Genomic DNA, 24,065 nt, shown 5'->3' with positions numbered 1-24,065 from the left:
CGTCACTACTGGGCGTCCGACATGCGAGCGGTCCGGGGAAGGCGACCCTTACGGTCGTAGGGTGGCCAGTGGGACGGCCGGTGGGCCGGTCGGGCCCGAGGAACCGCCTCGAGGGAGGTCCAGTTCAGTGACCAGCAAGGTCAGTAGCCCGGCCGAGCAGGCCGATGAGGTCAACGGGGCCGATGAGGCCCTCGTCGGTGAGCAGCGCAGGCGCGCCGGCGAAAAGGAGATCCGCCGTCTGGACCGGGTGATCATCCGTTTCGCGGGTGACTCCGGCGACGGCATGCAGCTCACGGGTGACAGGTTCACCTCGGAGACGGCGTCGTTCGGCAACGACCTCTCCACACTTCCCAATTTCCCCGCCGAGATCCGGGCGCCCGCCGGCACCCTGCCGGGCGTCTCCAGCTTCCAGCTTCACTTCGCAGACCACGACATCCTCACCCCCGGTGACGCACCGAACGTCCTGGTCGCCATGAACCCGGCGGCCCTGAAGGCGAACATCGCCGATGTGCCGCGCGGCGGCGAGATCATCGTCAACACCGACGAGTTCGCGAAGCGGGCCATGGCGAAGGTGGGCTACGAGACGTCGCCGCTGGAGGACGGGTCGCTCGACGGCTACAGCGTCCATCCGGTGCCGCTGACGACGCTGACGATCGAGGCCCTGAAGGACTTGGGGCTGTCCCGCAAGGAGGCCGAGCGCAGCAAGAACATGTTCGCGCTCGGGCTGCTGAGCTGGATGTACCACCGCCCCACGGAGGGTACGGAGAGCTTCCTACGGCAGAAGTTCGCCAAGAAGCCGAACATCGCCGAGGCGAACATCGCGGCGTTCCGGGCCGGCTGGAACTTCGGAGAGACCACGGAGGACTTCGCGGTCTCCTACGAGGTGGCCCCGGCGAGCACGGCGTTCCCGACGGGCACGTACCGCAACATCTCCGGGAACCTGGCCCTGTCGTACGGGCTGATCGCGGCGAGCAAGCAGGCGGACCTGCCGCTCTACCTGGGCTCCTACCCGATCACCCCCGCTTCCGACATCCTGCACGAGCTGTCGAAGCACAAGAACTTCGGCGTGCGCACCTTCCAGGCCGAGGACGAGATCGCCGGGATCGGGGCGGCGCTGGGCGCCGCGTTCGGCGGCTCTCTCGCCGTCACGACGACCTCCGGTCCCGGTGTGGCGCTCAAGTCGGAGACCATCGGGCTCGCGGTCTCGCTCGAGCTGCCGCTGCTGGTGGTGGACATCCAGCGTGGTGGTCCCTCGACCGGGCTGCCGACGAAGACGGAGCAGGCGGATCTGCTGCAGGCCATGTACGGGCGCAACGGTGAGGCACCGGTGCCTGTCGTCGCGCCGCGCACGCCCGCGGACTGCTTCGACGCGGCGCTGGACGCGGCCAGGATCGCGCTGACGTACCGGACGCCGGTGTTCCTGCTCTCCGACGGCTATCTCGCCAACGGCTCGGAGCCGTGGCGCATCCCGGAGGTGGACGAGCTGCCTGACCTGCGGGTGCAGTTCGCCACCGGACCCAACCACGAACTTGCCGACGGCACCGAGGTGTTCTGGCCCTACAAGCGCGACCCGCACACCTTGGCCCGCCCCTGGGCGGTGCCGGGCACCCCGGGACTGGAGCACCGTATCGGCGGCATCGAGAAGCAGGACGGCACCGGCAACATCTCGTACGACCCGGCCAACCACGACTTCATGGTCCGCACCCGCCAGGCCAAGATCGACGGCATCGAGGTCCCCGACCTCGACGTCGACGACCCCGACGGCGCGCGCACCCTCGTCCTGGGCTGGGGCTCCACCTACGGGCCGATCACGGCGGCGGTGCGCCGGCTGCGCACCACCGGCACCCCGATCGCCCAGGCGCATCTGCGCCACCTCAACCCGTTCCCGAAGAACCTCGGGACGGTGCTGAAGCAGTACGACAAGGTCGTCGTGCCCGAGATGAACCTCGGCCAGCTCGCCGGCCTCGTCCGGGCGAAGTACCTCGTCGACGCACGCTCGTTCAACCAGGTCAACGGCATGCCGTTCAAGGCGCAGCAGCTCGCCCACGTCCTCCAGGAGGCCATCAATGACTGAGGCGCTCTCGCTGGTACCCAAGGCCGAGGCCAAGCAGTCCATGAAGGACTTCAAGTCCGACCAGGAAGTGCGCTGGTGCCCCGGCTGCGGCGACTACGCCGTCCTCGCGGCCGTGCAGGGCTTCATGCCGGAACTGGGGCTGGCGAAGGAGAACATCGTCTTCGTCTCCGGCATCGGCTGCTCGTCACGTTTCCCGTACTACATGAACACCTACGGGATGCACTCCATCCATGGCCGCGCCCCCGCCATCGCCACCGGCCTGGCCTCGTCCCGCCGTGATCTGTCCGTCTGGGTGGTCACCGGCGACGGTGACGCGCTGTCCATCGGCGGCAACCACCTCATCCACGCCCTGCGCCGCAACGTCAACCTGAAGATCCTGCTGTTCAACAACCGGATCTACGGGCTCACCAAGGGCCAGTACAGCCCCACGTCGGAACTGGGCAAGATCACCAAGTCCACGCCGATGGGCTCCCTCGACGCCCCGTTCAACCCGGTGTCGCTGGCGATCGGCGCGGAGGCCTCGTTCGTGGCCCGCACCGTCGACTCCGACCGCAAGCACCTCACCGAGGTGCTGCGCCAGGCCGCGGACCATCAGGGCACGGCGCTGATCGAGATCTACCAGAACTGCAACATCTTCAACGACGGCGCCTTCGAAGTCCTCAAGGACAAGGAGCAGGCGCAGGAGGCGGTCATCCGGCTGGAGCACGGGCAGCCGATCCGTTTCGGCGCCGAGGGCGGCAAGGGCGTGGTCCGCAACCGTTCCACCGGCGACCTCGAGGTGGTGGCCGTCACCGCGGAGAACGAGGCGGACATCCTGGTCCACGACGCGCACGCGGCGTCCCCGACCACGGCGTTCGCGCTCTCGCGGCTCGCCGACGCGGACACGCTCCACCACACCCCGATCGGTGTGCTCCGCAGTGTTCGGCGCCCGGTCTACGACACGCTCATGGCCGAACAGCTCGACACGGCCGTCGAACAGCACGGCAAGGGTGACCTGGCCGCCCTGCTCACCGGCAACGACACCTGGACGGTCGTCGGCTGACGACCGTCGGTCTCACAGGGAGGCGGCGGCGCGTGCCTTCTCGTCGTCGTACGAGACGCGCGCCGCCTCCACGTCCGTCACCCGCCGCTCGCTCCAGCGGGCCAGCCCCCACACCTGGTCGGCGGCCTCCTTGCCGAGCGGGGTGAGCGAATAGTCCACGCGGGGCGGGATGACGGGCTTGGCGTCCCGGTGCACGAAGCCGTCGCGCTCGAGGGTCTGGAGGGTCTGGGCGAGCATCTTCTCGCTGACCCCGCCGATCTGCCTGCGCAGTTCGCTGAAGCGGTACGAGCGCTCCAGCAGCGCGGCCAGCACGAGGACTCCCCACCGGCTGGTGACGTGCTCGAGGATCAGCCGGGACGGGCACATCTCGCGGTTCACATCGGGGACGCGGAGCCGGTCATCACTTACAGCCATATCAGTACCTTACTTCAAAGTGGGTACTTACGAATAGTTAGTGGGTTCCCTAGGGTCGATCCGGAGCACGCCCCCGTGAAACGGAGAAACCCCGCATGAACATCGTCGTGACCGGTGCCACCGGAGCCCTCGGCCGTCTCGTCGTCGAAGAACTGCTCGCCACAGTCCCCGCGGACCGGGTCGCCGCCGTCGTCCGCGACAAGGAGAAAGGCGCGGACCTCGCCGACCGCGGGGTCGAGCTGCGCGTCGCCGACTACGACCAGCCGGCCACCCTCGACGGGGCTTTCCGCCCCGGCGATCGCGTCCTGCTCGTCTCCGGCAGCGACGTGGGGCGCCGGGTGCCGCAGCACACCGCGGTGATCGAGGCGGCGAAGGCGGCCGGCGTCGCCCAGCTCGCGTACACCGGCGTCCTCGGCGGGCCCGACGCGGACTTCGACCTGGCCGCCGAGCACCGGGCGACCGAGCAGCTGATCCTCGACTCCGGCGTCCCGTACACCTTCCTGCGCAACGGCTGGTACACGGAGAACTACACCGCCGCCCTCTCCTCGGTCCTGGAGCACGGGGCGGTCGTCGGCAGCGCCGGCGACGGCCGGATCGCCTCCGCCACGCGCGCCGACTACGCGGCCGCCGCCGCGGCCGTGCTGACCGGCGACGGACACCTGGGCCGGGCGTACGAGCTGAGCGGTGACACGGCATGGTCACTGACCGATTACGCGGCCGAACTGTCCCGGCAGACCGGCCGCACCATCACCTACAACGAGGTGCCGGCCGAGACCCATCTGTCGATTCTCACCGGGGCCGGGGTGCCGGAGCCGTTCGCCCGCATCCTCGTCGACGTCGACGCCGCCATCGCGCGCGGCCTTCTGGCACGGACCACCGGCGACCTGTCCCGGCTCGCCGGACGACCCACCACTCCGCTTGCCGACACGGTCTCGGCGGCACTGACCGGCGTCTGATCGGACCGACCCCCTCACCAAGATCCGTCATGACCGTATGGCGATACGCGCATGACATCCGCCCCTGCCGGGCGTACCTTCTTCGAGGGACGCGCGCACGGCGGGAGGGTCAGTGAAGTCGGACAAGGAACAGCGGGCAGGACTGCTGTACGGGATCGGTGCCTACGGGATGTGGGGCCTGGTCCCGCTCTTCTGGCCACTGCTCAAGCCGTCCGGCGCCATGGAGATCCTCGCCCACCGGATGGTCTGGTCCCTCGCCGTCGTGGGCATCGCCCTCCTGGCCCTCCGGCGGTGGGGCTGGATACGCGAACTGGTCCGGGAGCCGCGCAAGCTGGGGCTCATCGCCCTCGCCGCCGCGGTGATCACGGTCAACTGGGGCCTCTACATCTGGTCCGTGAACTCGGGCCATGTCGTCGAGGCCTCGCTCGGCTACTTCATCAACCCGCTGGTCACCATCGCCATGGGCGTGCTGCTCCTGAAGGAACGGCTCCGCCCCGCACAGTGGGCCGCGGTCGGCATCGGCCTCGCCGCGGTGCTGGTCCTGGCCATCGGCTACGGGCAGCCGCCATGGATCTCGCTGACACTCGCCTTCTCCTTCGCCACGTACGGACTCGTGAAGAAGAAGGTCAACATCGGCGGGCTGGAGTCACTGGCCGCCGAGACCGCCGTCCAGTTCCTGCCGGCGATGGCGTTCCTCGTCTGGCTGGGCACGGACGGCTCCGCGACCTTCGGCCTCCACGGCGCCGGGCACGCGGCGCTGCTCGCCGCGACCGGGCTGGTGACGGCCGTACCGCTGGTCTGCTTCGGCGCCGCGGCGATCCGGGTCCCCCTCTCCACGCTGGGGCTCCTCCAGTACCTGGCCCCGGTCTTCCAGTTCCTGCTGGGCATCCTCTACTTCCACGAGGCGATGCCGGCGGAGCGCTGGGCGGGCTTCGCCCTGGTGTGGCTGGCCCTGACCTGCCTGACCTGGGACGCGCTGCGCACCGCGCGCCGCAACAAGGCCGAAGCCCTGCGGCTGGCGGCGCAGGCGGCCGCCTCCGGCGCGGCGCCCGTCACCACCGGACATGCCGGCGCGGCCGCGGCCCGCGCCGCGGACGGTCCCGCCTCCTGATACGGACAGCGCTTTACACGCCCCGATCCCGTCATGCGGCCGGGCCACGCCCACCAGGGGCCAATAACCACTCGAACGGCTCAGCTCCCGCTCCCGGCGCAGGCCGGGACCTGCCGACCGGTGCTACCACCGGAAGTTCAGGCCCCGGTCGGACGGACCGCGGTAGTCCACAGAGCGGAGTGAGTGCGCCATGCAGCAACCCCTCGCGCTATCGGTCGACTTCGGCCAAGGCTTCAGCGACGCGTGGTCCGCCGTGGCCGAGTTCATCCCGAAGTTCATCGCTTTTCTGGCGATCCTGGTCGTCGGCTGGTTCATCGCCAAGGCGATGGCCAAGGTGGCCGACAAACTGCTGCGCAGGGTCGGCTTCGAGCGGATGTCGGAACGCAGCGGCCTCTCGAACACCCTCAGGAACTCGAACTACGACGCCACAGGGATCCTCAGCAAGATCCTCTACTACGCAATCCTGCTGGTCGCCCTGCAACTGGCTTTCGGGGTGTTCGGACCGAACCCGATCAGCAACATGATCAACGGGGCGGTTTCCTGGATCCCGAAGGCAATCGTCGCCTGTGTCATCGTCGTCGTGGCCATGGCCATCGCGCGTGCCGTCCGCGACATCGTCCAGGGCGCCCTGTCCGGCACCGCCTACGGTCGGACGCTCGGCACGATCGCCTGGGCATTCATCGTGTCGCTCGGGGTGATCGCCGCGCTCAGCCAGGCCCAGATCGCGACCTCCGTCACCGGTCCGGTGCTCTGGGCTGCGCTCGCCGCGATGGCGGGCATCCTGATCGTCGGCGTCGGCGGCGGCCTCATCGATCCGATGCGGCAGCGCTGGGAGCGGTGGCTCGCGACGGCGGAGGCCGAGTCGGGCCGCGCCAAGGACACCATCAGCGCTTACCAGCGCGGTCGGGCGGACGCCGCCGCGGGCCAGCCCGCGGGCGAGCGGCAGGCGGCGCGACCGGGCATGGGCGGCCAGGAGGCGGGCCGCCAGGGCAAGGGTCCCGACTTCGGGCGGGAGCCCGGCCCGGAGCAGCGGCGCGACCGGGGCCGCGGCCCGGACTCCGGTCCGCTGCCGCCGCTGGGCAACGGCCGCGACCCCATGTGACGGGCGCGGGACGAACCCGGGCGCTTCCTCGACGGCCACCGCCGCGAGGAAGCGCCCGCGGCACGTCCCGGCGGGTCACGCTCACGAATCCAGGCCCACCAGACCGGCTCCGGGACCAGCGCCCGGCAGGTCCGGCCGCCGCTGACGGCCGGCAGGCTCGCGGCCGGCCGCCTGGCCTGCCCGCGGCTCAGCCCCCGGCAGGTCCGACCCGCCGCACACGGCTCGGCCGGTCGTGCTCATCTCGTGGCCCGGCACGTCGCGCTCGGGGAATCAGCTGACCAGGGGATCCGCGAGCGGATCAGCCGGCCAGCAGGTCGTGCTCACGGATCAGCCAGCAGACGGCGGTGAGCCGCAGCGTCGCGAAGTCGTAGCCGACCGGTTCCGACCAGTCGATCTCCGCCAGCCAGTCGGTGAACCCCAGGACGTAGTCCGCGAGATCATCCCGCCGCACCATGCCGGCCGACTCCTCGCGGGGCGCCCCCCGGGGGCCGGGGACCAGCGGCACCAGGGCGTCTCGCACCGCCGCCGCGTGCTGGTCGACAGCAGCGACAAGCCCCGGTTCGAAGGAGAACTCCGAGAGCCGGGGCATGTATGCGGCGGCAACGCCGACCAGCGGGCAGCCGGGCGGCCCGCTGTGGGGCAGAGCGTCCATCCCTACACGTTAGACGCAGAGCGGTCGCCCAAAGACGTGACATCGGTCCCAGGACGCCCCTCGGGCCGACCGCCGCGGCGGCCGGCGTTCATCGGTCTTCCTCCGAGTGGCGGGCGCGGTGTGCCCGCACCTTGTTGCGGTTGCCGCAACGCTCCATCGCGCACCAACGGCGGCGTCCCGGCCGTGAGGTGTCGACGAAGACCAGCCGGCAGTCGTGCGATCCGCACTCACGGACCCGGTGCGCGTAGGGACCGGTGAAAAGGTCCACGGCGTCCCGGGCCACGGTGGAGAGCAACTGCCCGGCCGTCGCGTCCGGCGACCACTGTCTCGATCCGTCCGCGCCGATACGGGGCACGAGCGCGGGGGCCGCGGCCGCCGCGTTGACCACGGACACGTCGGCAGGGTCCATGTCGTCGCCGTGCGCCGTCGCGGCGGCCATGCCCCACACGGCGTTCCGCAGGGTGCGGGCGGCGGCCACCCCCGCGTCGTCCACGCTCAGGCGCAACTCCCCTGGCAGCCGGCAGGCCGCCACCCAGCGCAGCAGCGCGGCCGGGTCGTGCAGCACCTCGTAGACCGCGAGGCTGCCGGGGCCGCCGGTGGTGAGCAGTTCCAGGCACAGCGCGCCCGGGTCGAAGCGGAACGCGCCGCCGGAGGGGGGCTCCAGCAGCATGCCCGGCGTGTCCGTTGCCCTGTTCACCATGTAACCACTATAACTGGTTTCCATGACGCTGCATTGGAAGCTCGTGATCGACTCCACGGATCCGCACGCTCAGGCCGACTTCTGGGCGCAAGCCCTCGGCTACGTGGTCGAGGACCACAGCACGCTCATCGAGCAGCTCCTCGCGCAGGGAGCGGCACCGGCGGAGGCGACCCAGGAAACCCGCGGTCGCCGCGCGTGGCGCGATCTGGCCGCGGTCCGGCATCCGGACGACGAGCGCGACAAGGTGAGCGACGCCGGACTCGGCCGCCGTGTGCTGTTCCAGCGGGTGCCGGAGCCGAAGACGGTGAAGAACCGGGTCCACATCGATCTGCACTCCGCCCCGGGGGAGATGGAGGCGGAGACCGCGAGGCTGGAGTCGCTGGGGGCGACCGTGCTGCGCCGGGTGAACGAGCAGGGCGGGCAATGGGTGGTGATGAGCGACCCGGAGGGCAACGAGTTCTGCGTCCAGTGACCGTCCACCAGGTGTCCGGGGGCGGGCCCGTGCATGTCCGTTGAGCGAACGGCCATGACCGATTTCTGCCCTTGACGCGTTGTCAGATCGTCACTGAACATCAGCACGCACAACGCACAAGCACACGCATCGCGTTCGACAAGCACGCTCCAGCGCCCCGGGGACCGCCAACCCCGGGGCGTCACGCACGTTCCGTCCTGTCCCCGTACGGAATCCGGAGCCCCCACATGAAGCTCTCCGTTCCCAGATGTTCCGCCGTGGCCGCCGCGTTCGCCCTGGCAGGGCTGCTCGCATCCGGCGCGCCCACGGCGTCCGCCGCTCCCGCGGCCACGGTGTCCGCCCTCGCGGCACCCGACATACCGCTCGCCAACGTCAAGGCGCACCTGAACCGCCTCCAGACGATCGCCACCGAGAACGGCGGCAACCGGGCCCATGGCCGGGCCGGCTACAAGGCCTCCGTCGACTATGTGAAGGCCCAACTGGACGCTGCCGGATTCACCACCTCCGTCCAGCAGTTCAGCTACAACGGCACCACGGGCTACAACCTGATAGCCGACTGGCCCGGCGGTGACGTCAACCGCACTGTGATGGCCGGCGCGCACCTCGACTCCGTCAGCTCCGGCGCCGGCATCAACGACAACGGCTCCGGTTCCGCTGCCGTGTTGGAAGCCGCGCTCGCCGTCTCCCGCGCCCAGCTCCAGCCCGCGAAGCATCTGCGCTTCGGCTGGTGGGGAGCGGAGGAGCTGGGGCTGGTCGGCTCGAAGCACTACGTCAACAGCCTTCCGTCGACGGAGCGTTCGAAGATCTCCGGCTATCTGAACTTCGACATGATCGGCTCCCCGAACCCTGGCTACTTCGTCTACGACGACGACCCGACGATCGAGCAGACCTTCAAGAGCTATTTCGCGGGTCTCGGAGTCCCCACCGAGATCGAGACCGAGGGCGACGGCCGCTCGGACCACGCGTCGTTCAAGAACGTGGGCATACCGGTCGGCGGACTGTTCACCGGCGCGAGCCGCACGAAGACCAGCGCCCAGGCCCAGAAGTGGGGCGGCACGGCCGGTCAGGCCTTCGACCGCTGCTACCACTCCTCGTGCGACTCCCTGTCGAACATCAACGACACCGCACTGGACCGCAACAGCGACGCGGTCGCCCACGCGCTGTGGACGCTGTCCGCGGGAACGACGGAGCCTCCCGGCGAGCTGTACGAGAACACCACCGACGTCGCCGTCCCTGACGCCGGCGCCGCCGTCACGTCCACCGTGTCCGTCACCGGCCGCACCGGCAACGCGCCCGCCGCGCTCAAGGTCGGCGTGGACATCAAGCACACCTGGCGCGGCGACCTGGTCGTGGACCTGGTGGCACCCGACGGCACGGCCTACCGGTTGAAGAACTCGAGCGGCAGCGACTCCGCGGACAACGTCATCACCACCTACACCGTGGACGCGTCCACCGAGGCGGCCAACGGCGACTGGAAACTGCGCGTACAGGACGTCGCGCGCTACGACACCGGGTACATCGACAGCTGGAAACTGACCTTCTGACCCCGCCGTCGGCGGGCCGTCACCAGCGACCTGCCGCATGCGCGTGCCTCCGGCTTCCCGGGCACGCGCATGCGGTCGTCGTACGTCCGGCGCGTGCCGGGCTCAGGACGTGATGTCCCTAGAGGTGAAACGGGCCCACGCCGCCGAGCCGAACACCGCCGCGTACGCGGCCTGAAGGCCCAGGTTGCGCAGCACCCCGTCCCACAGGAACGGTTCGCGCATCAGGTCCGCGAAGGACATCCAGTGGTGCGTGAAGAGATACGGGTGGACGGCGTCCAGTTGCGGGACCGACTGAAGGATCTGAACGGTGATCAGCAGCCCCACCGTGGTCGCCATCGCCGAGATGCCGCTGCTCGTCAGCGTCGACACGAACAGGCCGATCGCTGCCAGTCCCACCAGCGATCCCGCGACGACCGCCGCGATCAGCACGGCCCGCCACAGTCCCTCCGCGAACGGGACGGGAACGCCCGAGATGGTCGTGACGTCGCCGACCGGGAAGAGCAACAGCCCCACAGCGAGCGCCGACAGAGCCACCGTCAGCGTGGCCGCCAGACAGAAGGCCATCACGGCGGCGAACTTGACGAGCAGCAGCCGGGCCCGTCCGGCGGGCGCCACCAGCAGGTACCGCAGGGTGCCGGCGCTCGCCTCGCCCGCGACCGCGTCTCCGGCGACGACCCCGACCGCCATCGGCAGGAAGAACGGCAGGGTCGCCGCCAGGGCCGCGAAGACCAGGAACAGCCCGTTGTTGGTGATCTGGGAGACGAAGGCGACCCCGGCGCCTCCGTCGGGAGCGCCACCGCCGCCCACCGCGCCGCCGTCGCTCGTCTCGATCTTCACGGCGACGCCGATGAGCACCGGCACGGCGGCCAGCACCCCCAGCAGGGCCAGGCTGCGCCAGCGGCCGAAGGTGAGCTTCAGCTCGGAACGGAACAGGCCCGGCCGGAGGAACAGGCGGGGTGGACGGAAGGGACGGGCCGCCGGAGAGCCCGGCGGCGCGGCGGCCGGGCTCTCCGGCGGCTCGGCCTTCTCCACCGTCTCGGCGGTCTCAGCCTGCGACATCGAAGCCCTCCCCGGTCAGTGCCACGAACGCGTCCTCCAGAGAGGCGCGTTCCACCCCGAAACCCCGTACCCGCACACCGCCGTGGACCAGTGCGGCGTTGAGCCCGGCCAGTTCCGCCTCGTCCGCCGGCCCTTCCGCCGTCACGCGCTCTCCCTCCCGGACCACACCGGCGATGCCGTGTTCCGTGAGGATCCGCGCCGCCTCCGCCGGGTCCGGCGTGAGGACGGCGAGCCGTCCTCTGGCCCCTGCCGCGAGCTCCGCCACCGGTCCCTGGGTGATCAGGCGTCCCTGGGCCATCACCGCCGCGTGGGTGCAGACCTGCTCGATCTCGTCCAGCAGGTGCGAGGAGAGGAAGACGGTGGTGCCGTCCGCGGCCAGTTCCCTCACCAGGGTGCGGATCTCCCGCATGCCCTGCGGATCCAGGCCGTTCGTCGGCTCGTCCAGCACCAGCAGCTTCCGCGGCCGGAGCAGCGCCGCGGCCAGGCCCAGGCGCTGCTTCATGCCGAGGGAGTAGGCCTTTGCCTTCTTGCCGGACGCCTGGGTCAGCCCCACGCGGCCCAGCGCGGACGCCACCCGTGCCTCGCGGGTACGGGGATCGGCGGCCGGATCGGCCGAGTCGTAGCGCAGCAGGTTGTCCCGGCCGCTGAGGAACCCGTACAGCGCCGGGCCCTCGATCAGTGCGCCGACGTGCGGAAGCACCGAGCCGGCCGAGCGGGGCATGGGCAGGCCGAGGACCGTGGCAGTGCCGGCAGTGGGCCCGATGAGGCCCATGAGCATGCGGATCGTGGTGGTCTTTCCCGAGCCGTTGGGCCCGAGGAAACCGAAGACGCTGCCTGCCGGCACGCTGAGATCGAGCCGGTCGACCGCCGGCCGGCCGCCCCGGTAGCGCTTGGTGAGCCCGCGTGTCTCGATGACGGCGGTCATCGACTCTCCCGTTCGTCCGTGTCCGCCCGGTCGGCCGTCCGCCCCGCCGCACGGTGCGTACGACGGGGCGGACGGCCGGGGTGATGCCTGCTGGTGTTCCGTACGGCGGCGGTACGCCGCCCGCCGGTACCTCCTGCTACTTGCCCTCGTTCGCGGCCTTCACCAGGGCGTCCTTGGTGACGGCACCGACGTAGACCGTGCCGTCGTCGGTCATCAGGGCGTTGACCAGGCGGGTCTTGAAGACCGTGCCGGAGCCGAACTTCCCTTCGACCTTGTCGCCGAGGGCGTCGAGGAACTGCTGTGCCTCGGCCGGGACATCGCCCTTCTCGTTCTTCGTCCCGCTGTCGCCTGGGCCGCCCGCGGGCCCTTCGATCTTGGCGATGGACGTCCAGCCCTCACCGATCACGTCGAGCCCGCCCATGTCCCCGAGGCCCTTGAACTCCTCGTGACCCTCGGGCGCGCGGGTGCCCTTGCCGTCCGCGTGCTCGTCGGCCTCGGTCACCTTGGCGCCCTTCGGCGGGGTGAAGTCGAAGGTGGAGGCGGCCGGCCGGGAGAAGTCGACCTTGGTGAAGCCCACGTCGACCACGGCCTTGCCACCGCTGCTCGGGTTGAGGGTGAACTTCAGCGGCACGCCGTTCTTCGCGTCCACCGCGATGACGATCGAGCCGACCGTCGAGCCCTCCTGCTTGGGCTTGACGACCAGCTTGTACGCGTCGCGCCCGGCGACCTGGGACGTGCCGTCGACGGTGACGGACGTGGTGTCGTCGGCGGCCTTCAGCACCTCGTCGGCGAGGTCCTTGGGGGTGGTGGGCAGGCCGTCCGGCGTCCGGCCGTCCTTGCCGTGCCCGCCTTCTCGGTGCCCGTCACCCTCGGCGTGGAAGACTTCGTTCGTGGCGCTGTCGTAGCCCCACACGTCGTCGCCGTTGTGGATGAGGCTGTACTCGGAGGAGTCCTCCAGGATGGACACCTTCTGCCGGTCGGGGCCGTCGGCCGCGATGCGCAGGGTGTGGGTGCCCGTGGCGAGCTCGGTCAGCTTGGCGTCGGGAGCCGCGGAGGAATCCTCGCCCTGACCGCCTGCGCCGGCGAGCGAACCGGCGAGACCGCCGAAGGACGGCAGCCCGAGGTCGGTATTGATCTTGACCGTGCCGGAGAGCTGCTGGGTCTCCGAAGCGGCCATCTTCTCGATGAGTTCCTGCGCGCTGATCTTCGGCAGATCGGGGTCACCGGAGGCAGCGAGCGCCGGGACGAGCCCGATGGTCGCGGCCGCCACACCGGCCACCGCGACCGGGACGAGGTAGCGGGCCGTCTTGCGACGCCCCGCCGCGAGGTCCTTGGCCTCTTCGGTGGTCCGTGTGCTGTCGTTCGGTGCCATGGTGTGCCCTACCTCCGTGGTTGGTCAGGGGTGGTGCTCTCCATATGACCAAATCGGCCGGACGGAAGCGTCAGACCGCGGGCGCAACTTCCTCTACCCCTCTGGGATGAGAAGGGGCCCCGGCAACTCACCCGTCCCGTAGGGGGTTCGGGGCGTGACCGGATCAACCGGCGCGGTGGACCACCGCGTCGCACAGCTCTTCCAGGGCGGCCTTGGCCGAGCAGTCCGGCAGCGGGGCGAGCAGCGCCCGCGCCTCCTGGGCGTACCGCACGGTGTCCTTGCGGGCCTGCTCGAGCGCGGGGTGCTCACGCAGCCGCCGCAGTGCTTCCGCGTGCCGGTCGTCGTCGGTCAGGTCGCTCTCGAGGAGCGCCACGAGCTCGAGATCCTCCGGCCGGCCGTCGGCGTCCGCCATGGCGCGCAGCCGCAGGACCGGCAGCGTGGGGACCCCTTCGCGCAGATCGGTGCCGGGTGTCTTGCCGGACTCGTGGGAGTCGGAGGCGATGTCGAGCACGTCGTCGGCGAGCTGGAAGGCGACACCGAGCCGCTCGCCGTACTGGGTGAGGGTGTCGACGACCCGCTCGTCGGCCCCGGCCATCATCGCGCCGAAGCGTACGGAGACGGCGACGAGCGAGCCCGTCTTGCCCGCCATGACGTCGAGGTAGTGGTCCACCGGGTCACGGCCGTCGCGGGGCCCCGCGGTCTCCAGGATCTGTCCCGTCACCAGCCGCTCGAACGCCTCCGCCTGGATGCGCACGGCCTCCGGGCCGAGGTCGGCCAGAATGTGGGAGGCCCGGGCGAAGAGGAAGTCGCCGGTGAGGACGGCCACCGAGTTGCCCCAGCGACTGTTCGCGCTGTCCACACCGCGCCGTACGTCCGCCTCGTCCATGACGTCGTCGTGGTAGAGCGTCGCGAGATGGGTGAGCTCGACGACCACGGCGGAGGGCACGATCCCCGGCGCGTACGGGTCGCCGAACTGGGACGCCAGCATCACGAGCAGCGGGCGGAAACGCTTGCCGCCGGCCCGCACCAGGTGCTGGGCGGCCTCCGTGATGAACGGGACCTCGCTCTTGGTGGCATCGAGCAGGCCCGCCTCGACGGCCGACAACCCGGTCCGGACATCGGCCTCAAGAGCCTGGTCCCGCACGCTCAGCCCGAACGGCTCGACGACGGTCACGAGGAGATCTCCTGTCTGATGACGATCACACGGATTGTCGATGTGTCGCTGGATTCACTCAAGTCAGCGTATCCGGTCGCCTTTCGATCACCATGAGCGCCTTCCCGCCACCCCCGGTATGTTCGCGATCGGACTCAATGGTAGGAAATGCACCATTTGACGGTTACCGTCGGACCGCCACTCCTCACGCGCCGCCGAGGTCCCGCCATGCGTATCCGCACCGACTTCCCGTACGAAACCGTCCACACGGATCTCCGCATCACGCTGCCCGGACCGCCGGGGATTCCCGAGGACTCCGCGGACGCCGGCGGGCCCGTCGATCTGTACGCGCGGGTGTGGCGGCCGGTCACCGAGGAGCCCGTGCCCGCGCTGCTCGAGTACGCGCCGCACCGGCTCACCGACGCGACGGTCGTCCGCGACGGTGAACGCCACCCCTGGTACGCGGGCCACGGCTACGCCTCCGTGCGGGTCGACGTACGCGGCCACGGGAACAGCGGCGGCGTCCCCGGCGGGGAGTACGACGCGGTCGAGCTCGCCGACGGCGTCGCGGTGATCGAGTGGCTGTCCCGGCAGCCGTGGTGCAGCGGCCGGGTCGGCATGTTCGGAATCGGCACGGGCGGCCGGAGTGCGCTGCGGATCGCGGCGCTCGCGCCAAAACCGCTGCGGGCGGTGGTGGTCGTGGACGCGAGCGACGACCCGTACGACAACGACGGCCTCTACGTCGGCGGCGCCGTCGCCGCCCAGGGGCTGCACTCGACGGCCGCGGGCAGGCTGGCGCTCGCGGCCCGGCCGCCCGACCCGCTCCACACGGGCGACGGATGGCTCGCGATGTGGCTCGCGCGGCTGGAGGCCCTCACCCCCGCGGCCCCGACCTGGCTGGCCCATCCGCTGCGCGACGAGTTCTGGCGCAGTGCCGGCGTCAGCGACGACACCGCGGCGGTCAGGGCCGCCGTGCTGGCCGTGAGCGGACTGCACACGCCGTATCGGGACACGGTCCTGCGGCTGGTCGGAGAACTCCCCGCGGACCGGGTGCGCGGACTGATCGGGCCGTGGCCGCACCAGTACCCGGACCGGAATTCCGATGAGGATCGCGGACAGGAGCATCCTCGACGGGGCCCGGCGATCGGCTTCCTCCAGGAGACGCTCCGGTGGTGGGACCACTGGCTCAAGGACAAGGACACCGGCGTGCTGTCGGAGCCGCTGCTGCGGTGCCGGCTCGCAACGGCCGACCCTGCGCGGGGCCACTGGACCGGGACGGACGCGTGGCCGCCGCCGCAGGTCACCGTCGTCCCGTACGCGCTCGGCGGCGGCCCCGTCGTCGTCGACTCGCCGCTCCGCACCGGGACGGACGCGGGGCGGTTCCTGCCGGTCGGCCACGACGGCGATCTGCCGCCGGACCAGCGCGAGGAGGACGCACGGTCGGTGTGCTTCGAGTTCCCCGCCGGAGACGACGCCCTCAGCGTGCTCGGCCGCCCCCGGGTCACCCTGCGGCTGCGCCCCGCCGCCGCGGGCGGGGTCGTCGTGGCGCGGCTCTGCGACGTCGCCCCCGACGGCCTCTCCACACTCGTCACCCGCGGGGCGCTGAACCTCGCCGCGCGCCGCGGACCGGAGCGCGCGGTGCCCTGGCCCGGCGGCACGGCGGAGGACGTGACGTTCGAGCTGTCCGCGGCCTGCCACGTCTTCGAGCCGGGGCACCGCATCCGGCTCGCCGTCTCCTCGGCGTACTGGCCGTGGATCTGGCCGCACCCGGTCCCCGGGGGCTTCACCCTCGACCCGGCGGGCTCCCGGCTCGACCTCCCGGTCCGGCGACGGCCCGGGGCACAGGAGCGGGATGAGACCGTCCGCTTCGCCGAGCCGGAGCACTCCGCGGCGCCCCCGGTCACCGTCCCGCAGACGCTGGACGAGCAGCAGCCGCGGCTGCTGCTCACCCGCGACGTGCCGGCCGGCCGCTGGATCGTCACGGCGACGCCCCACCGCGGCGGCACCCATGTGCACCCGGACGGCCTGGAGTACACGGAGGAGAGCCACGAGACGTACACGATCGAAGACGGCGACCCGCTGTCCGCCCGCGCCCGCGCCGAGTGGACGATCCGGCTGCACCGGCCGGAGGCTGCCTGGGACGTGCGCGTCGAGACGCGCTCCGGGATCAGCCGCGAGGGGGCCGGCTTCGTCACCTCCGACGAGCTGGTGTGCCGGTACGGCGACGAGATCGTCTTCCACCGCACCTGGGAGAAGCGCGTCTCCCGGCCGGCGGACTGAACCGGCTGCCCGGCGCGGTGCCATGACCGTGGGGCGGCCACGTAACGTGTCACCCACATCCGTGGAAAGCGAGGCAAGCACCGATGCCCGAGCAGAGCCCGCTCGATCTCGCCGAGGGCGATCCCTTCGGCCCGCACAACCTTCCGTACGGCGTCTTCACCACGGCCGGCGAACCCGACCGCAGGCGGCTCGGTGTCCGGATCGGGAACCACGTGCTCGACGTCGGCGCCGCCGCGCACGCGCTCGGCTCCCCCTATGCCGGACTGCTGGCCCGGCCGAGTCTCGACCCGCTGCTGGCGGCCGGGCGCACGACGTGGCGCGATGTGCGCAGGGCCGTCACCGCATGGGTCACCGTGCCGGCGCACCGGCCCGACATAGAGCCGCTGCTGCACCCCTTGGACGCCGTGACGATGCACCTCCCGTACGAGGTGGCGGACTACGTCGACTTCTACGCGAGCGAGCACCACGCCACCAACGTGGGCCGGATCTTCCGCCCCGACGGCGAGCCGCTGACGCCCAACTGGAAGCACTTGCCGATCGGTTACCACGGCAGGTCCGGCACGGTCGTGGTCTCCGGCACCGATGTCGTACGCCCCTCGGGGCAGCGCAAGGCGCCCACCGACCCCGCGCCCGTCCACGGGCCCTCCGTGAAGCTCGACATCGAGGCCGAGGTCGGCTTCCTCGTCGGTACGCCCTCGGAGCAGGGGAAGCCCGTGGCCCTCGCGGACTTCCGCGACCACGTCTTCGGCCTCTTCCTGCTCAACGACTGGTCGGCGCGCGACATCCAGGCCTGGGAGTACGTGCCGCTCGGCCCGTTCCTCGGCAAGTCCTTCGCAACGTCCGTCGCCGCCTGGGTGACCCCGTTGGAGGCACTGGACGCGGCCAGGACCGCCCCGCCCGCCCGTGACGTCGAGCTGCTGCCCTACCTCGACGACTCGGCGGAGGAGGAGCCGGGCGGCTTCGACGTACGGATCTCGGTGGCGATCAACGGCCAGGTCGTCGCGGAGCCGCCGTTCGACACCATGTACTGGACGGCCGCCCAGCAGTTGGCCCACATGACGGCCAACGGCGCCTCCCTTCGTACGGGCGACCTCTACGGCTCCGGCACCGTCAGCGGCCCCGAGGTGAACCAGCGCGGTTCGCTGCTCGAGCTCACCTGGAACGGCCGCGACGCTCTCGAACTGCCGGAAGGCAAGCGGACGTTCCTCGAGGACGGCGATGTAGTCACGCTGACTGCCTGGGCCCCGGGCCCGGACGGTGTACGGGTCGGGCTCGGAGAGGTCACCGGGCGGATCGTCCCCGCTCGCACGCCCTGACCCCTCCCCGTGGTGTCGAAGGCCCGGCCCCCCGCTCGGCGGTTTCGGGGGGACGCCGGGCCTTCGCCTGCTCCTGGGTGCCGCGCCCCGACTCAGCGGTCGAGGAGTCGGGAAAGGACGGAGAAGCAGGCGCCGATCAGCAGCAGACCGACGCCGGCGGCACGCCATCGCCGGTGCCCGCGCAGCAGGTCCCGAGCGCAGCCGGTGAGGGCGACGGCGGCTGCGGCGACACCGAGCACGCCGATCACGGCAGCGGTCCAGTACGCCCAGGAGTGCTCGCCCAGGAACCTGAGCAGCAGCATCGACGGTACGAGCAGCGCCAGCGGCCAGGTGCCGACGTCGTCCGTTCGTTCCGGCGCGCTCGCCGTCTCCGTCGTGGTGTTCTGGCCGTTCATGGCTCCCCCAGGAGTTCGCATCGGTCGGTCGTCGACAGTGCCGGACGTCCGGCACTTCCGCTGCGAGTCAACACGAAGTGACTCGTTCACACGTGCGCAGGGTGTTGATCCGTTTCTGCCCGTTACGCTGGAACGGGCCCGCGAGACTCCGTCCCATGGGAGCACCTTCCGCGACCGGCTGAAGGCCGACGTCCCGTTCCCCGTCGACCTCGATCTGACCGCGATCGTCCCGGAACGCGGACGGTCCCGCGAGCAGTAGGACACGCCGAAGGTCCGGCCTCTCCCCCGAGGAGACGCCGGACCTTCTCGCCGTGCCGTCCGTCAGCGGACGAACACGCCCGCCTGGCTCGCGAGATCCAGGAAGTACTGCGGTGCGAGACCGAGCGCCAGCGTGACCGCCACGCCGACCCCGATCGTCGTCATCGTCAGCGGCGACGGCACCGCCACCGTCGGGCCCTCCGGCTTCGGTTCGCTGAAGAACATCAGCACGATGACCCGGATGTAGAAGAACGCGGCGATCGCCGACGAGATCACACCGACCACGACCAGCACCCCGGCGCCGCCCTCCGCCGCAGCCTTGAAGACCGCGAACTTGCCCGCGAAACCGGAGGTCAGCGGGATGCCCGCGAAGGCCAGCAGGAACACCGCGAAGACGGCGGCCACCAGCGGCGAACGCCGCCCGAGCCCCGCCCACTTGGACAGGTGCGTGGCCTCGCCGCCCGCGTCGCGGACCAGGGTGACGACTGCGAACGCGCCGATCGTCACGAAGGAGTAGGCCAGCAGGTAGAAGAGGACGGACGAGATGCCCTCGGGAGTCGTGGCGATGACACCGGCGAGGATGAACCCGGCGTGCGCGATCGACGAGTACGCCAGCAGCCGCTTGATGTCGGTCTGCGTGATCGCGACGATCGCACCGCCGAGCATGGTGACGATGGCGATCGCCCACATGACCGGCTGCCAGTCCCAGGCGAGGCCCGGCAGCGCCACGTAGAGCAGCCGCAGCAGCGCGCCGAAGGCGGCGACCTTGGTGGCCGCCGCCATGAAGCCGGTGACCGGGGTGGGCGCACCCTGGTAGACGTCCGGCGTCCACATGTGGAACGGCACCGCGCCGACCTTGAACAGCAGGCCCATGAGGATCAGCGCGCCGCCGATCAGCAGCAGCGCGTCGTTGCCCATGGTGTCGGCGAGCGCCGGGTCGATGGTGCGCACGCTGCCCTCGACGACGTCCGCGATCCGGGCGTACGAGACGGAGCCCGCGTAGCCGTAGACCAAGGCGATACCGAAGAGCAGGAACGCGGAGGAGAACGCCCCCAGCAGGAAGTACTTCACCGCGGCCTCCTGCGACATGAGCCGCTTGCGGCGGGCCACGGCGCACAGGAGGTACAGCGGGAGGGAGAACACCTCGAGGGCGATGAACAGCGTCAGCAGATCGTTCGCGGCCGGGAAGACCAGCATGCCCGTGATCGCGAACAGCACGAGCGGGAACACCTCTGTGGTGGTGAACCCCGCCTTGACCGCGGCCTTCTCGTGCTCGCTGCCCGGTACGGCGGCGGCCTCCGCGGCGAACGAGTCGATGCGGTTGCCGTGCGCCGCCGGGTCGAGCCGGCGTTCGGCGAAGGTGAACACCGACACCAGCGAGGCCAGCAGGATGGTGCCCTGAAGGAACAGCGCCGGGCCGTCGACGGCGATGGCGCCCATCGCCGCGATCTGCTTCTCGGTGGTGCCGTAACCGCCGGCCGCGAGCCCGACGACCGCGGCGAAGGCGGCCGCGAGCGCGACGGTCGTGAGGAACAGCTGGGTGTAGTAGCGCGCCCTGCGCGGGACGAAGGCCTCCACCAGGATGCCCAGGACGGCCGCGCCGACGACGATCAGCACGGGCGCCAGTTGTGCGTACTCGATGTGGGGCGTGGGGATCTTGCCGAGGGGCTCGACCTCCGCCGCCGTTGTCCACAGGCTGTGGACAGCTGTAGCGCTCACTTGGCCGCCTCCACATCGGGCCGGGGGTCCTGCTTCTGTACGTCGGACATCGTGTGCTCCACGGCCGGGTTGATGATCTCCGTCAGCGGCTTCGGGAAGACACCGAGGAAGAGCAGCAGGGCGATCAGCGGTGCGACCACCGCCAGTTCACGCACCCTGAGGTCCGGCATCGCGCGCACCTCGGCCTTCACCGGACCGGTCATCGTCCGCTGGTAGAGGACCAGGGTGTAGAGCGCGGCGAGCACGATGCCGAAGGTCGCGATGATCCCGGCCACCGGATAGGCGGCGAACGTGCCCACGAGGACCAGGAATTCACTGACGAACGGCGCGAGTCCCGGCAGCGAGAGGGTGGCCAGGCCGCCGATCAGGAATGTGCCGGCGAGCACCGGGGCGACCTTCTGCACACCGCCGTAGTCGGCGATGAGCCGCGAGCCGCGCCGCGAGATCAGGAAGCCGGCCACCAGCATCAGCGCCGCCGTGGACAGGCCGTGGTTGACCATGTAGAGCGTCGCGCCGGACTGGCCCTGGCTGGTCATGGCGAAGATGCCGAGGATGATGAAGCCGAAGTGGGAGACCGACGCGTAGGCGATCAGGCGCTTGATGTCGCGCTGGCCGACCGCGAGCAGCGCGCCGTAGACGATGCTGACCAGCGCCAGCACGATGATCGCCGGGGTCGCCCACTTCGACGCCTCCGGGAAGAGCTGGAGGCAGAACCGCAGCATCGCGAAGGTGCCGACCTTGTCGACGACCGCCGTGATGAGCACGGCGACGGGAGCCGTCGCCTCGCCCATGGCGTTGGGCAGCCAGGTGTGCAGCGGCCACAGCGGCGCCTTGATCGCGAAGGCGAAGAAGAAGCCGAGGAACAGCAGCCGTTCGGTGGTGGTCGCCATCTCCAGCGAGCCGCTCGCCCTGGCCTCCGCGATCTCGGAGAGCGAGAAGCTGCCCGCGACCACGTACAGCCCGATGACGGCGGCGAGCATGATCAGGCCGCCGGCCAGGTTGTACAGCAGGAACTTGACCGCCGCGTACGACCGCTGCGCGGCGGCGTTCTCGTCGGTGCCGAAGTGGGCGCGGTCGCCGAAGCCGCCGATGAGGAAGTACATCGGGATGAGCATGGCTTCGAACAGGATGTAGAAGAGGAAGACGTCGGTGGCCTCGAAGGACAGGACCACCATCGCCTCGACCATGAGGATCAGGGCGAAGAAGCCCTGAGTGGGCCGCCAGCGTGACGACTTGTTCTCGAGAGGATCGGCGTCGTGCCAGCCCGCGAGGATGACGAACGGGATCAGCAGCGCGGTGAGCGCCACCATCACGACCCCGATGCCGTCCACACCGAGCTCGTAGCGGACGCCGAAGTCGGCGATCCAGGCGTGCGATTCGGTGAGCTGGTACCGGTCGCCGCCGGGCTCGAACCGTACGAGCACGATCGCGGCCATGACCAACGTGGCGAGCGAGAAGAGCAGGGCCACCCATTTGGCGGCGGTCCTGCGCGCGGCGGGGACGGCGGCGGTGACGATGGCGCCCACCGCCGGGAGCACCGCCGTGGCCGTCAGGATCGGGAAGGACATGTCAGACCGCCCTCATCAGCAGGGTCGCGGCGATCAGGATCGCCGTACCGCCGAACATCGAGACCGCGTAGCTGCGGGCGTAGCCGTTCTGCAGCTTGCGCAGCCGGCCGGAGAGCCCGCCGAACGAGGCGGCCGTGCCGTTCACCACTCCGTCGACCAGGCTGTGGTCGACGTAGACCAGGGACCGCGTGAGGTGCTCGCCGCCGCGGACCAGGACCACATGGTTGAAGTCGTCCTGGAGCAGGTCGCGGCGGGCGGCCCGGGTGAGCAGCGAGCCGCGCGGCGCGGTGACCGGCACGGGCCGGCGCCCGTACATCAGGTAGGCGATCAGAGCGCCGGCCAGCAGGACGACCATGGTCGCGGTCGTGATGGCCGGGACGCTGATCACCGGGTGCGGGTGCTCGAACTCGGTCACCGGGGCGAGCCAGTTGGCGAACCGGTCGCCGATGGAGAAGAACGCTCCCGCGAAGACCGACCCGAAGGCGAGCACGATCATGGGGATCGTCATCGACTTGGGCGACTCGTGCGGGTGCGGCATCTCGCCGGGGGTCACCTCGATGCCGGGCTCGACACTCGCGTCCTTGTCCGGGTCGGGCGCCGGCTGCCAGCGCTTCTCACCGAAGAAGGTCATGATCATCACGCGCGTCATGTAGAACGCGGTGATGCCCGCGCCGAGCAGCGCCACACCGCCGAAGATCCAGCCGCGGATCCCGTCGTCGTACGCGAACGCCGCCTCGATGATCTTGTCCTTGGACCAGAAGCCGGACAGGCCGGGGAAGCCGATGATCGCCAGGTAGCCGAGACCGAAGGTGACGAAGGTGATCGGCATGTACTTGCGCAGACCGCCGTACTTCCTCATGTCCACCTCGTCGTTCATGCCGTGCATGACCGAACCGGCCCCGAGGAAGAGCCCGGCCTTGAAGAAGCCGTGCGTCACCAGGTGCATGATCGCGAAGGCGTAGCCGATCGGGCCGAGGCCGGCCGCGAGGACCATGTAGCCGATCTGCGACATCGTGGAACCGGCCAGCGCCTTCTTGATGTCGTCCTTCGCGCAACCGACGATCGCACCGAAGAGGAGCGTGACCGCGCCGACGATGACGACGGCGAGCTGCGCGTCCGGGGCGGCGTTGAAGATCGCGCCGGAGCGGACGATGAGGTAGACACCGGCGGTGACCATGGTGGCCGCGTGGATAAGGGCGGAGACGGGGGTCGGGCCCTCCATCGCGTCCCCGAGCCAGGACTGCAGCGGCACCTGGGCCGACTTGCCGCACGCGGCGAGCAGCAGCATCAGGCCGATGGCCGTCAGCGTGCCCTCGCTGGTCTCCCCTGTCGCACCCAGCACCGGACCGAAGGCGAAGGTGCCGAAGGTGGTGAACATCAGCATGATCGCGATCGACAGGCCCATGTCGCCGACGCGGTTGACGAGGAATGCCTTCTTCGCCGCGGTCGCCGCGCTGGGCTTGTGCTGCCAGAAGCCGATGAGCAGGTAGGAGGCGAGACCGACGCCTTCCCAGCCGACGTACAGCAGAAGGTAGTTGTCGGCGACGACGAGCAGGAGCATCGCCGCGAGGAAGAGGTTGAGGTAGCCGAAGAAGCGGCGGCGCCGCTCGTCGTGCTCCATGTAACCGATCGAGTAGATGTGGATCAGGGTGCCCACACCGGTGATCAGCAGGACGAACGTCATCGACAGCTGGTCGAGCTGGAAGGCGATGTCCGCCTGGAAGCCCTCGACGGGGATCCAGCTGAACAGCTTCTGGTGCAGGGCCCGTTCCTCCGGACCCTTGCCCAGCATGTCGATGAACAGCACCGCGCCGACCACGAAGGACGCGGCGGCGAGCAGGGTGCCCAGCCAGTGGCCGGTCCGGTCGAGGCGGCGACCGCCGCACAGCAGGACCGCCGCTCCGAGCAGGGGCGCCGCGACGAGCAGCGCAATCAGGTTCTCCACGATTCTTC

General features: G+C 70.5%; 20 protein-coding genes. 9 read left to right on the top strand and 11 right to left on the bottom strand.

Features of this window, described 5'->3' with window-relative positions; translation table 11 throughout:
• Positions 1-127: 127 nt before the first annotated feature.
• The gene (locus tag MDN94_RS10610) at positions 128-2,074 is read left to right on the top strand and encodes a 2-oxoacid:acceptor oxidoreductase subunit alpha (RefSeq protein WP_482725609.1); all 1,947 of its coding nucleotides are present in this window, start codon (positions 128-130) and stop codon (positions 2,072-2,074) included.
• Positions 2,067-3,116, top strand: a complete 1,050-nt coding sequence (locus tag MDN94_RS10605) for a 2-oxoacid:ferredoxin oxidoreductase subunit beta (RefSeq protein ID WP_482725608.1) — start codon at positions 2,067-2,069, stop codon at positions 3,114-3,116. The genes MDN94_RS10610 and MDN94_RS10605 overlap by 8 nt, the downstream gene beginning before the upstream one ends.
• A gap of 12 nt (positions 3,117-3,128) precedes the next feature.
• Here the strand turns inward: MDN94_RS10605 and MDN94_RS10600 are convergent, their stop codons facing one another.
• Entirely contained in the window at positions 3,129-3,530 is a 402-nt protein-coding gene (locus MDN94_RS10600) for a winged helix-turn-helix transcriptional regulator (RefSeq protein WP_482725607.1), read from the bottom strand.
• A 95-nt stretch (positions 3,531-3,625) separates the two neighbouring features.
• On the opposite strand from MDN94_RS10600, the gene MDN94_RS10595 reads away from it, so the two are divergent.
• The 3 genes from MDN94_RS10595 (at position 3,626) to MDN94_RS10585 (ending at position 6,699) form a co-directional block, all read left to right on the top strand.
• The gene (locus MDN94_RS10595; protein WP_482725606.1) at positions 3,626-4,486 is read left to right on the top strand and encodes an SDR family oxidoreductase; all 861 of its coding nucleotides are present in this window, start codon (positions 3,626-3,628) and stop codon (positions 4,484-4,486) included.
• A 112-nt stretch (positions 4,487-4,598) separates the two neighbouring features.
• Complete coding sequence (rarD, locus tag MDN94_RS10590; protein ID WP_482725605.1) at positions 4,599-5,597, top strand: EamA family transporter RarD; 999 nt, start codon at positions 4,599-4,601, stop codon at positions 5,595-5,597.
• Between the two features lie 190 nt (positions 5,598-5,787).
• Complete coding sequence (locus tag MDN94_RS10585) at positions 5,788-6,699, top strand: mechanosensitive ion channel family protein (RefSeq protein WP_482725604.1); 912 nt, start codon at positions 5,788-5,790, stop codon at positions 6,697-6,699.
• Positions 6,700-6,997: 298 nt separating this feature from the next.
• On the opposite strand, the gene MDN94_RS10580 is transcribed toward MDN94_RS10585, so the two are convergent.
• Together MDN94_RS10580 and MDN94_RS10575 are read right to left on the bottom strand one after the other, a co-directional pair.
• A complete protein-coding gene (locus tag MDN94_RS10580) occupies positions 6,998-7,351 on the bottom strand; it encodes a DUF6401 family natural product biosynthesis protein (RefSeq protein WP_482725603.1) in 354 nt (117 codons plus the stop codon).
• Between the two features lie 88 nt (positions 7,352-7,439).
• Positions 7,440-8,051: a CGNR zinc finger domain-containing protein gene (locus tag MDN94_RS10575; protein ID WP_482725602.1), complete on the bottom strand. Its 612-nt coding sequence runs from the start codon at positions 8,049-8,051 to the stop codon at positions 7,440-7,442.
• Between the two features lie 22 nt (positions 8,052-8,073).
• Between MDN94_RS10575 and MDN94_RS10570 the strand changes: the two genes are divergently transcribed.
• Both MDN94_RS10570 and MDN94_RS10565 read left to right on the top strand, forming a co-directional pair.
• Complete coding sequence (locus MDN94_RS10570; RefSeq protein WP_482725601.1) at positions 8,074-8,523, top strand: VOC family protein; 450 nt, start codon at positions 8,074-8,076, stop codon at positions 8,521-8,523.
• A gap of 227 nt (positions 8,524-8,750) precedes the next feature.
• Complete coding sequence (locus tag MDN94_RS10565) at positions 8,751-10,067, top strand: M28 family metallopeptidase (RefSeq protein ID WP_482725600.1); 1,317 nt, start codon at positions 8,751-8,753, stop codon at positions 10,065-10,067.
• A gap of 102 nt (positions 10,068-10,169) precedes the next feature.
• Here the strand turns inward: MDN94_RS10565 and MDN94_RS10560 are convergent, their stop codons facing one another.
• The 4 genes from MDN94_RS10560 to MDN94_RS10545 form a co-directional block, all read right to left on the bottom strand.
• Positions 10,170-11,126, bottom strand: a complete 957-nt coding sequence (locus tag MDN94_RS10560; protein WP_482725599.1) for an ABC transporter permease — start codon at positions 11,124-11,126, stop codon at positions 10,170-10,172.
• Positions 11,113-12,051 (bottom strand): ABC transporter ATP-binding protein, encoded by a 939-nt coding sequence (locus MDN94_RS10555; RefSeq protein ID WP_482725598.1) that lies wholly within the window; start codon positions 12,049-12,051, stop codon positions 11,113-11,115. Before MDN94_RS10555 ends, MDN94_RS10560 begins: the two co-directional genes overlap by 14 nt.
• Positions 12,052-12,187: 136 nt before the next feature.
• On the bottom strand, positions 12,188-13,423 hold the full coding sequence (locus MDN94_RS10550) for a LolA family protein (protein ID WP_482725597.1): 1,236 nt from the start codon (positions 13,421-13,423) through the stop codon (positions 12,188-12,190).
• A 163-nt stretch (positions 13,424-13,586) separates the two neighbouring features.
• The gene (locus MDN94_RS10545; RefSeq protein ID WP_482725596.1) at positions 13,587-14,597 is read right to left on the bottom strand and encodes a polyprenyl synthetase family protein; all 1,011 of its coding nucleotides are present in this window, start codon (positions 14,595-14,597) and stop codon (positions 13,587-13,589) included.
• A 207-nt stretch (positions 14,598-14,804) separates the two neighbouring features.
• Between MDN94_RS10545 and MDN94_RS10540 the strand changes: the two genes are divergently transcribed.
• Both MDN94_RS10540 and fahA read left to right on the top strand, forming a co-directional pair.
• Entirely contained in the window at positions 14,805-16,856 is a 2,052-nt protein-coding gene (locus MDN94_RS10540; protein WP_482725595.1) for a CocE/NonD family hydrolase, read from the top strand.
• An 83-nt stretch (positions 16,857-16,939) separates the two neighbouring features.
• On the top strand, positions 16,940-18,172 hold the full coding sequence (gene fahA, locus MDN94_RS10535; RefSeq protein ID WP_482725594.1) for a fumarylacetoacetase: 1,233 nt from the start codon (positions 16,940-16,942) through the stop codon (positions 18,170-18,172).
• Between the two features lie 92 nt (positions 18,173-18,264).
• Here fahA and MDN94_RS10530 read toward each other — a convergent pair whose 3' ends face one another.
• From MDN94_RS10530 to nuoL, 4 genes are all read right to left on the bottom strand, one after another.
• Positions 18,265-18,567: a hypothetical protein gene (locus tag MDN94_RS10530; protein ID WP_482725593.1), complete on the bottom strand. Its 303-nt coding sequence runs from the start codon at positions 18,565-18,567 to the stop codon at positions 18,265-18,267.
• A 321-nt stretch (positions 18,568-18,888) separates the two neighbouring features.
• Positions 18,889-20,544: an NADH-quinone oxidoreductase subunit NuoN gene (gene nuoN, locus MDN94_RS10525; protein WP_482725592.1), complete on the bottom strand. Its 1,656-nt coding sequence runs from the start codon at positions 20,542-20,544 to the stop codon at positions 18,889-18,891.
• Entirely contained in the window at positions 20,541-22,112 is a 1,572-nt protein-coding gene (locus MDN94_RS10520; protein ID WP_482725591.1) for an NADH-quinone oxidoreductase subunit M, read from the bottom strand. The genes nuoN and MDN94_RS10520 overlap by 4 nt, the downstream gene beginning before the upstream one ends.
• Before the next feature lies 1 nt (position 22,113).
• Positions 22,114-24,057 carry an NADH-quinone oxidoreductase subunit L gene (gene nuoL, locus MDN94_RS10515; protein ID WP_482725590.1) on the bottom strand — a complete coding sequence of 648 codons (1,944 nt, stop codon included), beginning with the start codon at positions 24,055-24,057 and terminating at the stop codon, positions 22,114-22,116.
• Between the last annotated feature and the right edge of the window lie 8 nt (positions 24,058-24,065).

This window comes from Streptomyces sp. WAC00040 (assembly GCF_056835925.1).
Note: the sequence above shows the minus strand (reverse complement) of the source record. Positions and strands in the feature narration are given on the sequence as shown.

Excerpts from the sequence above, each read along its gene's own strand:
- MDN94_RS10605 (WP_482725608.1), top strand. The coding sequence starts at position 2,067 with ATGACTGAGGCGCTCTCGCTGGTACCCAAGGCCGAGGCCAAGCAGTCC.
- MDN94_RS10600 (WP_482725607.1), bottom strand. The coding sequence starts at position 3,530 with ATGGCTGTAAGTGATGACCGGCTCCGCGTCCCCGATGTGAACCGCGAG.
- MDN94_RS10595 (WP_482725606.1), top strand. The coding sequence starts at position 3,626 with ATGAACATCGTCGTGACCGGTGCCACCGGAGCCCTCGGCCGTCTCGTC.
- MDN94_RS10585 (WP_482725604.1), top strand. The coding sequence starts at position 5,788 with ATGCAGCAACCCCTCGCGCTATCGGTCGACTTCGGCCAAGGCTTCAGC.
- MDN94_RS10580 (WP_482725603.1), bottom strand. The coding sequence starts at position 7,351 with ATGGACGCTCTGCCCCACAGCGGGCCGCCCGGCTGCCCGCTGGTCGGC.
- MDN94_RS10575 (WP_482725602.1), bottom strand. The coding sequence starts at position 8,051 with ATGGTGAACAGGGCAACGGACACGCCGGGCATGCTGCTGGAGCCCCCC.
- MDN94_RS10570 (WP_482725601.1), top strand. The coding sequence starts at position 8,074 with ATGACGCTGCATTGGAAGCTCGTGATCGACTCCACGGATCCGCACGCT.
- MDN94_RS10565 (WP_482725600.1), top strand. The coding sequence starts at position 8,751 with ATGAAGCTCTCCGTTCCCAGATGTTCCGCCGTGGCCGCCGCGTTCGCC.
- MDN94_RS10560 (WP_482725599.1), bottom strand. The coding sequence starts at position 11,126 with ATGTCGCAGGCTGAGACCGCCGAGACGGTGGAGAAGGCCGAGCCGCCG.
- MDN94_RS10555 (WP_482725598.1), bottom strand. The coding sequence starts at position 12,051 with ATGACCGCCGTCATCGAGACACGCGGGCTCACCAAGCGCTACCGGGGC.
- MDN94_RS10550 (WP_482725597.1), bottom strand. The coding sequence starts at position 13,423 with ATGGCACCGAACGACAGCACACGGACCACCGAAGAGGCCAAGGACCTC.
- MDN94_RS10540 (WP_482725595.1), top strand. The coding sequence starts at position 14,805 with ATGCGTATCCGCACCGACTTCCCGTACGAAACCGTCCACACGGATCTC.
- fahA (WP_482725594.1), top strand. The coding sequence starts at position 16,940 with ATGCCCGAGCAGAGCCCGCTCGATCTCGCCGAGGGCGATCCCTTCGGC.
- MDN94_RS10530 (WP_482725593.1), bottom strand. The coding sequence starts at position 18,567 with ATGAACGGCCAGAACACCACGACGGAGACGGCGAGCGCGCCGGAACGA.
- MDN94_RS10520 (WP_482725591.1), bottom strand. The coding sequence starts at position 22,112 with ATGTCCTTCCCGATCCTGACGGCCACGGCGGTGCTCCCGGCGGTGGGC.